Below are 566 nucleotides of genomic sequence, written 5' to 3' on the forward strand. Positions count from 1 at the left end.
AGCGGCTACTTATAAAATCGGAACGATATATAGAACCTTAGCGCAAGATATCATGTCTTCCGAAAGACCCGACAAACTTACAGAGCTTCAGTTAGAGCAATACGACATTCTACTGGAGGAGCAGGCGTACTCATTCGAAGAGCAAGCTTTGGAGATTTATCAGATTAACCTCGATAAGGTTCCTGATGGTGAGTACGATAGATGGATTGCAGCCACCTATGAAGTGTTAGCTGAAATGAATCCAACAGAGTTTGAACGTAAATCAAAGGCGATCTTACATGCTGATGAATATTTCTAAGCCTATGAGTCATATATCTAAGGTAATCCTTGTTATAGGTGCTTTGTATTTTGTCGTAGCTTGTTCAAGTACTAGCAAAAAAATAGAGCCTATCCAGATTGAGAAGCCGGCTAGCGCTATTGTTAAGCCAATCCTCACGGAAGACGATAAAATTGCATACAAGCAAGGTCTAGCTCTTATCAAAGAAAAATCTTACGTTGAAGCAGAAGAGATATTTAAGGGCTTAATTGATAGATATCCGACCCTGGCTGGTGCATACGTTAACCTT

2 protein-coding genes are annotated in these 566 nt (G+C 40.1%); both read left to right on the forward strand.

Annotation, left to right across the window (positions count from 1 at the left end; translation table 11 throughout):
- A partial coding sequence (locus tag A3766_RS07915; protein WP_231882861.1) for a hypothetical protein occupies positions 1–298 on the forward strand: 298 nt, incomplete at its 5' end.
- Positions 279–566: hypothetical protein (locus tag A3766_RS07920; protein ID WP_197479428.1), on the forward strand; the 288-nt coding region annotated here is incomplete at its 3' end. The genes A3766_RS07915 and A3766_RS07920, both read left to right, overlap by 20 nt.

The organism is Oleiphilus sp. HI0132, assembly GCF_001635845.1.